Origin of the sequence: Roseovarius sp. D0-M9 (assembly GCF_037083805.1) — a bacterium.
Taxonomy (GTDB): Bacteria; Pseudomonadota; Alphaproteobacteria; order Rhodobacterales; family Rhodobacteraceae; genus Roseovarius.
This window is the reverse complement of the sequence record NZ_JBAPKZ010000069.1, coordinates 1-8,636: the sequence shown is the minus strand read 5'-3', so window position 1 is coordinate 8,636 and position 8,636 is coordinate 1. Positions and strand designations below refer to the sequence as shown.

The 8,636-nt window shown below is 56.0% G+C and carries 3 protein-coding genes and 3 pseudogenes; 2 read left to right on the top strand and 4 right to left on the bottom strand.

Going from position 1 to position 8,636, the window contains the following annotated elements; translation table 11 throughout:
* The first annotated feature begins 222 nt into the window (after positions 1–222).
* On the top strand, positions 223–465 hold the full coding sequence (locus tag V8352_RS20765; RefSeq protein ID WP_336426176.1) for a hypothetical protein: 243 nt from the start codon (positions 223–225) through the stop codon (positions 463–465).
* Between the two features lie 873 nt (positions 466–1,338).
* Here the strand turns inward: V8352_RS20765 and V8352_RS20760 are convergent.
* Both V8352_RS20760 and V8352_RS20755 read right to left on the bottom strand, forming a co-directional pair.
* Positions 1,339–1,858 (bottom strand): annotated as a pseudogene (locus V8352_RS20760) (IS5 family transposase); the annotation flags it as partial.
* Positions 1,859–1,919: 61 nt separating this feature from the next.
* Positions 1,920–6,839: a DUF4214 domain-containing protein gene (locus V8352_RS20755; protein ID WP_336426175.1), complete on the bottom strand. Its 4,920-nt coding sequence runs from the start codon at positions 6,837–6,839 to the stop codon at positions 1,920–1,922.
* 565 nt (positions 6,840–7,404) lie between these two features.
* Between V8352_RS20755 and V8352_RS20750 the strand changes: the two genes are divergently transcribed.
* Positions 7,405–7,584: a hypothetical protein gene (locus V8352_RS20750; protein WP_336426174.1), complete on the top strand. Its 180-nt coding sequence runs from the start codon at positions 7,405–7,407 to the stop codon at positions 7,582–7,584.
* Between the two features lie 9 nt (positions 7,585–7,593).
* On the opposite strand, the pseudogene V8352_RS20745 reads toward V8352_RS20750, so the two are convergent.
* Together V8352_RS20745 and V8352_RS20740 are read right to left on the bottom strand one after the other, a co-directional pair.
* Positions 7,594–7,794, bottom strand: a pseudogene (locus V8352_RS20745) (transposase); the annotation flags it as partial.
* Positions 7,795–8,080: 286 nt separating this feature from the next.
* Positions 8,081–8,636: pseudogene (locus V8352_RS20740) on the bottom strand (IS630 family transposase); the annotation flags it as partial.

The window sequence follows — 8,636 nt, the reverse complement described above, 5'->3', positions numbered from 1 at the left end:
GTCTTGGTCATGTGGCATATCCCTTTCTCTTCGGAGAATTGACGGCGCGTGAACACCGCCATGATATGCCGCCCCTCAGGGGCCATCACCAACTTTCAGCTATATCTCGCGCTATCCCCCAAACGACTAGTCGGGGATAGAGAGCCACTGAGCTGAGAACCAAGCCCTCTCCTGCCATAGCAGGGGAGGGCTCTTTCAATTCCATATGAAGAAAGAACGACAATGACCGACTACACCGCGAGTGTTTATCTCTTACGCGACACCATGGTTGAGATGCTGAGCGACGATTCCAACGAGCAGACACCCTATGTCCTCGCTGAACTGGCCGGCTTCCTGATACCTGGAACACGGAATCACGATCAATTTCTGACAGAACTGGGTGAACTGGATTCAGACCAGTGCCTCCACTTGCAGTCCTTCTGTGAGGCCATCGCTGTCCATCTCAAGGTCACCGAACCTGCCTGAACCAAACCCTCTCCCTGGAAACAGGGGAGGGGACTACACCGCTCTTTGGTGACATGACACACGCACTACAATGCGTCCGAGGTGAGCCAACCACCGACGTGTCATGTCTCTTGAGCGCAGTGATTACATACAGAAAAACCCCTCCCCAGGATGCATGCCAGGGAGGGGTTCTATGCACAACTGCAACGTGTGCTGGCCTCTGTCTTTTGGGAAAACCGGAGAACCTCAACCTTAACTTGGATCGATCGTTATCTGAGGCACCCTCAACCCTGACGCTGCTGTTGGGTGCCTCGGATGCAGGCTTAGACGTTGACCGGTCACTCCCACTCCGTTTCACTCCAACATCAGGGAGTGAACTACTCAGGTTACTCTCTGGTTACTCTCAGGTTTATGCGGGACCTTTACCTGTTCAAAGAGGTCGCGCCACGGTTTGCCATCTTCCCGTGTCCAAAGTTGGCCTTCGCCGGGGACTTCACCCGACCCGCTCTCGTACCGGCTCCGTTTAGGTGAGAGCAGAAACGCGACTACTATAACCCACCGGCCGTATGCAGGAGAGTCCTGTTTCAGTCCGGGGACTCTGCTCTTGGCTCATTGGTTCTTTACGAATGGTTGAACCAATGCTTGGCGCGGGGGACAGATGAGAACTCTGTGGGGAAGCGGCTGGCCTCCGATATCAGGCATCGCGTGGATACGGCGAATAGTTTGACGGGCCTTCCTCTGCATGCGGGGGGAAGGAGCGGGTGGAGGTAATGTATCCAATGCCCTTGCAATGCGCTTGGCTCAGGTGTTGAACTACCTTCTTGGTTCCTTTTGCGTAAACGTCTGGCGTCGCTGCTCTGCCGCGCANATCCAATGCCCTTGCAATGCGCTTGGCTCAGGTGTTGAACTACCTTCTTGGTTCCTTTTGCGTAAACGTCTGGCGTCGCTGCTCTGCCGCGCATCGATGATCGTGGCGTCCACCAACGTGCCCGAGCACAGCGTGATGCCCTGGTCCGCGAGATGGCCACTCACCTCAGCAAACAGCTTCTCGGTCAGCTGGTGCTTCTCCAGCAGGTGACGGAAGTTGAGAATGGTCGTCGTCGTCTGGGATCCGGTCGTCCCCGAGTTCGATACCGGCGAACCGGCGCATGGCGTCGCTGTCATACAGCATCTCCTCCGCCATCGGGTCACTGAGCGCATACCATGGCTGCAAGAAATACATTCGAAACATCGTGTGCAGCGGCATGGGCGGACGTCCACCCTTCGGTCCGACCCTCGGGTAGTGCGGCGCGATCAACGTCAGCAATCGTGCCCATGGCACCACCATATCCATCTCGCCGAGGAACTTCTCCCGGCGCGTCTGCTTCTTCTTCATCGCATGGCGGAGACCGGGAAAGGCGGGCTGCTTGAGCATAACGGGGCATCCTTCATCTTCCCGTCCAGTTTATTCCAACTCGCTCAGAGTGCGAGGTTTTTCAGATGAGCCAGCCGAAGTCAGCGAGAGTGGTGTGCGTAATCGTGCTGGCATCAGAAACACCGGTCAGATTAACGATCAAAGTAAGATTGCCTGCATTAATAGTAGTATCGGTGAAGCCACCCGCATCGGCTCGGAAAATTGCGCCGTTAGTACCATCAGATACTGCGATATATACGCTACTGTTGTCGTTCTGAAAGACGACTTGGTCAGTGCCATCGCCTGAGTTGTCGATATCAGCAAGATAGGCAGCGACATCTGTTGTTGAGAGGCTAGCTGCGTTACCCACGTTAGCACTGCCGTTATCGATTACTGCGAAACCGCTATTAATCTCCAGTATTTCGGAACCTGAAGTATTGGCACTAACGACAACCTGATGAGCGTCAGGATTCCTCACGTTGACCACATTCGAGTTACCGGTGAAGTCCAGAGTATTAGAACCGGTGAGGAAGTCCGTGATCGTATCTGTACCTTCGCCACCGAAGGCGATGTTGAAGGTATCATCACCTGCGCCACCGGTCATTTTGTCGTTACCTGCGCCACCAGTAATGGTGTCGTTACCTGCCCCACCAGTAATGGTATCGTTGCCGGCCCCGGCCAAAATTACGTCCGAACCATTGCCGCCGGTGATGTTGTCAGCCTTGGCAGTACCAGTGATCTTGACGCCCTGAGCAGCGCCAGCCACGGATACAGTCACACCTGCAGTGTTGGCTGATGCATCAAAGCTGGTCAGGTTGGTGAGCGTCGAGCCGGTGAAGTCCACACCGTGGTTACCCGACAGCGTGATGCTTTCCGCGGCTGCCGCATTCAGCGCCAGGGTGCTTGGTGCCGCCGGGTTTGCGGTGGTGTTACTGTCGGTGGACTCGATGGCAATCGACTCCACGCCATCAACATTAACCGCACCAGCAGCAAGGTTCGACGCGCCGTTCAGCTTCAGGTTTACGACGTCCGACGTGCCGGTGGTCGACGCCAGGTTGACCGTGGTCGAGCCAGCGTTCGCCCCCGTCAGTTCGACAGTAGCACCCGAAGCCAGACCGTTCAGCGTCAGTGCACCACTCGGACCTGTTGCCGTACCATCCGTGACAGTAATGGTGGGTCCAGTCGGGGGAGTTGCACCAGTGATGTTGAAGGTGGTGTCAATATCATCCACGGGCGTACTTGCAGCTGTGCTGGTGAAGGTAAGAATGGAGTCTCCTACAACCCCATTTTGTGCCACAGTCCAACCGGCTAACGTTCCGCTGATGACCGCGTTACCAGCATTGACCCCGCCAAGATAGGCAGCTTCGACCTGAGCTTCTGTCAGGTTGTCTCCATTTGCCGTAACGGTGCGGCCCGCGACGGTAATGCTCTCACCGCTGTTGAGCGCTTCGAACGAAACATCTGCCTCTTCAGTAACTCCTTTAACGGCGTCGACCCCTTGGTTCGTGACAGTGACCGTCGGCTGTGTGCCGCTTGCCGAGCTTGCAGTGAGATCAGCTTTGGCTTCAGCAGTTGCGCCGGTGAACGTGACAGTGGAGCCGTTCGCTGCGCCGGTGTAGCCGAACGCACCGTTATCCACCACAACAGCAGGACCTGTACCGCTTACACCGCCAGCAAGAGCTGCTGCTACTTCATTAGCCGTCAGGTTACCATTGTCACCTTGGGTGATGGTAGGCGTGACGTTGAGCGAAGGGCCCTCTTCAGTGATGGTGATATCCTGTACGTTCGTGTCCTGAACTATCGACGTAAAGGTGACTTCGCCGGTGGCAGGGTTATCAACTGCTGTGTAACCATTTAGGCTTCCGGAAACGGTAATGGTGCCACCGCCAGCTGTTGTGGTCGAGCCATCCGCAATCGCAGCAGCGATCTCGGCATGAGTGTAAGAGAACCCAAATGTGGCATTATCGGCCAAAGTAACCGTCCGGCCAGCAACAGTGTAAGACGAATCAATACCCGCGCCAAGCGTGTTAATATTACCGAACGTTGCCGTTGCAGTTTCAGTCACACCCGTTGCCGTCACAGTGCGGCTACCACCACCTGTATCGGTGATGGTCGTCGACTCACCCGCAAGAAGATCGCTCACCGAGACGTCAGCCACCTCTGCCTCTGCATTCACTTGAGCAACGCCTTGCGTTTCGTTGGAGACGTCATTGTTATCAAATGTCGCTGCGGAAGTGTTCTGCGCACTCGCTGTTACATCGACCTTGTCGCCAACCGTTTGCGCTGTGAGCACAACGGACGCCGTACCAGCGTTGTCAGCGGTGTTGTACGTTGCGCCACCGACAGTCACCGTGCTGTTGTTGTCGAATTCCTCCGCCACCTCGATAGCGGTCATATCCGACGCAGCCGTAACCGTTTTGCCGCCAATGGTTACTGACTGACCCTCAAGCAGGCTGTTGAATGTGACCGTGGCCGTTTCGTTCGTTGCCCCTGCTGCACCACCTGCTGCCGTACCTGCGGTGACAACATAGCTGATGTCATCGAGGTTCGCGAGGTTCACAGAATCAGTAGCATTACCCAGTGTCTGACCGAGGCTGACCTTCTCGAAGTTCGAGATGTTGGCTTCAAAGGTTGCAGTCGCGGAAGCGGTTGCCGCATTTGCCGAAGTCATCTTCAGTGTGTCAGTGCCGCCACCAGCGTCAACCGAACCGCCCGCGCCGAACGCCGTGGCGGTCATCTCGACGCTGTCATCACCATCACCCATGGTCGATGCTTTGGTCGACCCGGCAATTTTAATGGAGTCAGCACCGGACCCACCGGTGAACTGAACGCCATTAGCGAGAGCGGTACCGAACGACGCACCAGCAGTATTGGTGATAACAATGTCAGTCACAGCACCAAGTGTTTGACCAGTCAGTGTCAGCTTTGCATCACCAGCAACGTTCACCGTCTTCGCGCCATTGGCCACAAGGCTGTTCACCGTCGATGCAGCAGTGTTGCTGCCGATGTTCAACGTCGTGATATCGCTGTCGATGGTGACTGCCCCAGTTGTGGTCAGACCATTGACATTAACAGCCAAAGCCGTGTTAGCAGCGGTCGTCAGTGCACCGAGTGTCCCAGCGTTAACCGAAGTGCCCTTGCCTGCCAAGTTCAGGGCTGTCAGAGCACTCGAATTAACAGTCGCGGCGCCGAAGTTCTCAAGTGTAGCTATTGTGATCGTACCAGCAGCCGTTGTTGAAGTAGAGTTTGCATCAGTGATCGAAACATCACCAGCAGCAATACCACCCACACCAGTTACAGCTTCAACAGCAGCAGCACCGTCACTAATGGTTCTAGTAGGGAAGTCAGGTACTGTACTATCGCCCGAAGTGCCACGTGAGACTGAAATGTTAGCTACGTTTGTGTTAGGGGTCGTGCTGGTAAATACGACATTGGTGCCAGTTCCTGCAGCAGCAGTATAATCAAACAATGTGCCACTAACATTTGCGTTACCAGTGTCAGTTCCCGTTGCAAAGGCGACCGCAATATCAGCCGCAGTAGCCGTCTGACCGGGATTAACAAAGATTACTCGACCTGCAATAATCAATGACGATGTACCGTTAGCACCCCCGTTTGTAATATCAGCAAATGTGAAAGTTGCGGTTTCTGTCGCAGCAGTAACACCTGTCACAGCTGTTACTGCTGCAACAGCTTCGGACTGCTTAACAGTCGCAGCTGTGGTGTCAGCAGTACCGTTTACAGTGACATTGCCCTGCGTCACGGTCTGGCCGGCGGTGTTCGTGTTTGTAGCCGTCGTTGTCGTGTTGACAGTGGTGCCGCCCTTCACGGTGATTGCGCCACCGTTAACGGTACCAGCACCCGAAATCGTTTCCGAAATGGTAACTGCGCCCTTGGCAACTGTCGTGGCTCCAACATTAATCGTGCCAGTGGTCGTGCCGGAAGCCGTTACCGAGACATCCTTGCCGCCGTTTACGGAGATAGCACCATTGCCTTGAGTTGCGTTGGTAATGGCAACATCGGTGGTAGCCGCAGAAGTGGCAGCCACAGCACCCGGGGCAGAGATATTCAACGCGGTCAGACCGGTGAAGGTCGTCGTGTTAAGATCGGTTGCAGTCGTGCCCGAAACCACGTTCATCGTTTCGATATTCTTGACAGTTGCGCCGGTCGGGTTTGTGACAGCAGCAGTTTGCGTCACATTGAATGTGTCATTGCCCGCGCCGCCATCAATTGCGTCGCCAACACTCCAAGTAGCGGCCGTCGTTTGAGCCGCATTGAAAATGTCGTTGTTGGCTGTGCCGACGAACGCAGCGCCAGTGTCCGCACCTGTAGTGAGCGCAAAGCTGCGGCCAGTACCGGTGCCACCAGTATCAGTGGTGCCAGTATCAGTAGTGCCAGCAATAAACGTATCGGTCGAGGCTTTGGCAGTCGTCACCGACTGCGCAGTACCATCAACATTATCAAGGATCGAAGTTGCCGAGTCGAATGCAGCCTGGTTGTTAACAACGATCTTACCGTCGATTTCTACAGCAATCGGGTTTGCCGACAGGCCGATACCCGCTGCGGTCGCACTTTCAACCCAGTCAATACCGGTGTCAATTTTGTTGGTCACCGTCTCTGAGTCAGGGAAGCCGCCGCTGGCTTCGTCCTGCGCGCCCTCGAGGATCGCGAGAATAATCTCACCGACCGGCGTGCTGCCCGACGAAAGTTGCGCGCTCCAGAAAGCCTGACCAGCGGCATCGGGCGTACGGCCAAACAGGTTAGTGTAGATGCTCGCGATAAAAGTTTCTGCCGACGTGACGACGGGCGCATTGAAGAAGGGATACTTTGCTGTGGTTTCTGCTGCAGCCGAAAAGTCACTCGCGACTTGCGTCAGCGAACGGCCGCCCTGCACTTTGTCGACCCAGAACTGGAGACCCGCAGGATCCGGCGCGCGGTCGTAGTACGCGATATAGATGGCGGTGATTTGTTGCTGAACTGTAAGATCCGCGCTTGCAATGGGCATGATTGGTTTTCCCTCATGTTGGGTGACGCACTGAGTCTTATTGCGCCCGCCACAGCCCATGAGAAAATCTCAAAGCGCTACGACAAAACAAAGGCATCCGTCGGCCCCGTGCAGAGAGCAGACATTTTATGCCGCAATGACAGCTTTGAAGCTTGTGGCATGCACCAATGTCCAAAACTACTGGGCCTGTTGGACTAGCCATTCGGCTATTAGATAAATGCTGCCAAGCTGAAACAGGGTACCTCTGTAGCCTCGCAAGAATGGTGCGCTGATACATTGGCCTCCATTCCCAATGACGAGATCACCCGCTCGGGTGATCTCCTGCTTTGGCGCAGGTTGAACAAGGCATCCTAGCGGGAAGCCGCTCCCCATGCCCCTTTACTGGTTCCAAATTTCAAGCGTCTTTTGGAAGCTCTGCCTTCAGCGCATTCGTATACGGGCTTTCGCATCGGACAGAGATCGACCATGAAGAAATCTGGCTCTACACGAGCCGCTAGCCTGAGGCGGGTCCGGAACGACGGGCCAGGGTTCGGCGTTGGCTCCCTGCAACAGCAAGGAGCCCGCCATGAGCCAAGACCCCAAACCGACCCGCGGCATGCCCCGCAGCCTGATCTATGCGATGATCCCGGCGGGGTTTATCGTGCTTGTGCTGATCCTGATCCTGTACGGCGCTTGGGTCCAAGAAGAAACCGAAGAACCGCCCACCGTCGTCGAAGAACCGCCCGAACCGCTGGAGTTGGAGTGAGGGAACGCCACCGATCTGCAAGACCGATGCCGCATGCGCATCGACAGCCCTGCCGCCAACAACCTGACGCATGACCGGGTCGAGGGCGAGACGGCCAGCATCGTTGACACCCTCGTATCCGGCCAGCCGTCCGAATACCGATTGCCGTAACCGCCCGTCGAGCCGGTGGACGGTGGTTTGGCCGCGACGGTTGTCGCGCAGTCGTGGGCTGTCATGGATCCTGTTATGTGGATTTCATGCGGTGTGGAGGTGACCCCAAGGAGGATCGCTATCGCAAGAGGCTGTGAGGGCCTCCCTGATGGCTGAAATTTTGCTTGGCAGGCAAGGGCTCATCAAATCCCAAAGAGGGCGCCTAGAGAAGCTCTCACGGACTCTGGGAGTCGTTTTTATCTCGGGTAGTATCTGCTTGTCGCAGAGGATGGCTGAGGCTGGGGTTTTTAAGGCCTGGATCCATGAGATCTGGATCCAGCACGAATTGCCAGGATTTGCTGAGGGATGTTCTCGCACCGATGCGTCTGAGGTGCGCCTTTAGTTTGGAGAAGGCCATTTCGATAGGGTTGAGGTCTGGGCTGTATGCAGGCAGGAACAAAAACCAACAGCCGTGCGCCGTGAGCAATCGAGCAGCTCTGTCGCTCTTGTGGGTTGCCAGGTTGTCGAGGATGACGACGGACCCTGGTTCCAACTCCGGGACCAAGACTTTTTCGACGTAGGTGTCGAACGCATCGCGATCCATGGCGCCAGAGATAACCCACGGCGCCACGATCCCCTCGCAAGACAGGCCCGCAATCAGGGTTTGGTTTCCCCACCGCCGGAATGGGGCGGTCCCTTTGAGGCGAAGACCCTTGGGGCACCGTCCATACGCGCGGGTCATGTTCGTGTCAGTGCCCGTCTCGTCGATGAAGATCAGCCGATGGGGGTGGTCTTGCATGACTTTCTGCCGCCGGGCCCAGTCAAGTCGGGCTTTTCGGACTGCGGGCTTGTCGCGCTCTTGGGCGATCAGTCCTTTTTTTATATGAGTATCCGCGGCGACGCAGAAGAGCATCAATGCCACT

What these genes read in the sequence shown, in the direction of transcription:
- V8352_RS20750 (WP_336426174.1), top strand. Translation starts at nt 7,405, where the DNA reads ATGAGCCAAGACCCCAAACCGACCCGCGGCATGCCCCGCAGCCTGATC.
- V8352_RS20755 (WP_336426175.1), bottom strand. Translation starts at nt 6,839, where the DNA reads ATGCCCATTGCAAGCGCGGATCTTACAGTTCAGCAACAAATCACCGCC.
- V8352_RS20765 (WP_336426176.1), top strand. Translation starts at nt 223, where the DNA reads ATGACCGACTACACCGCGAGTGTTTATCTCTTACGCGACACCATGGTT.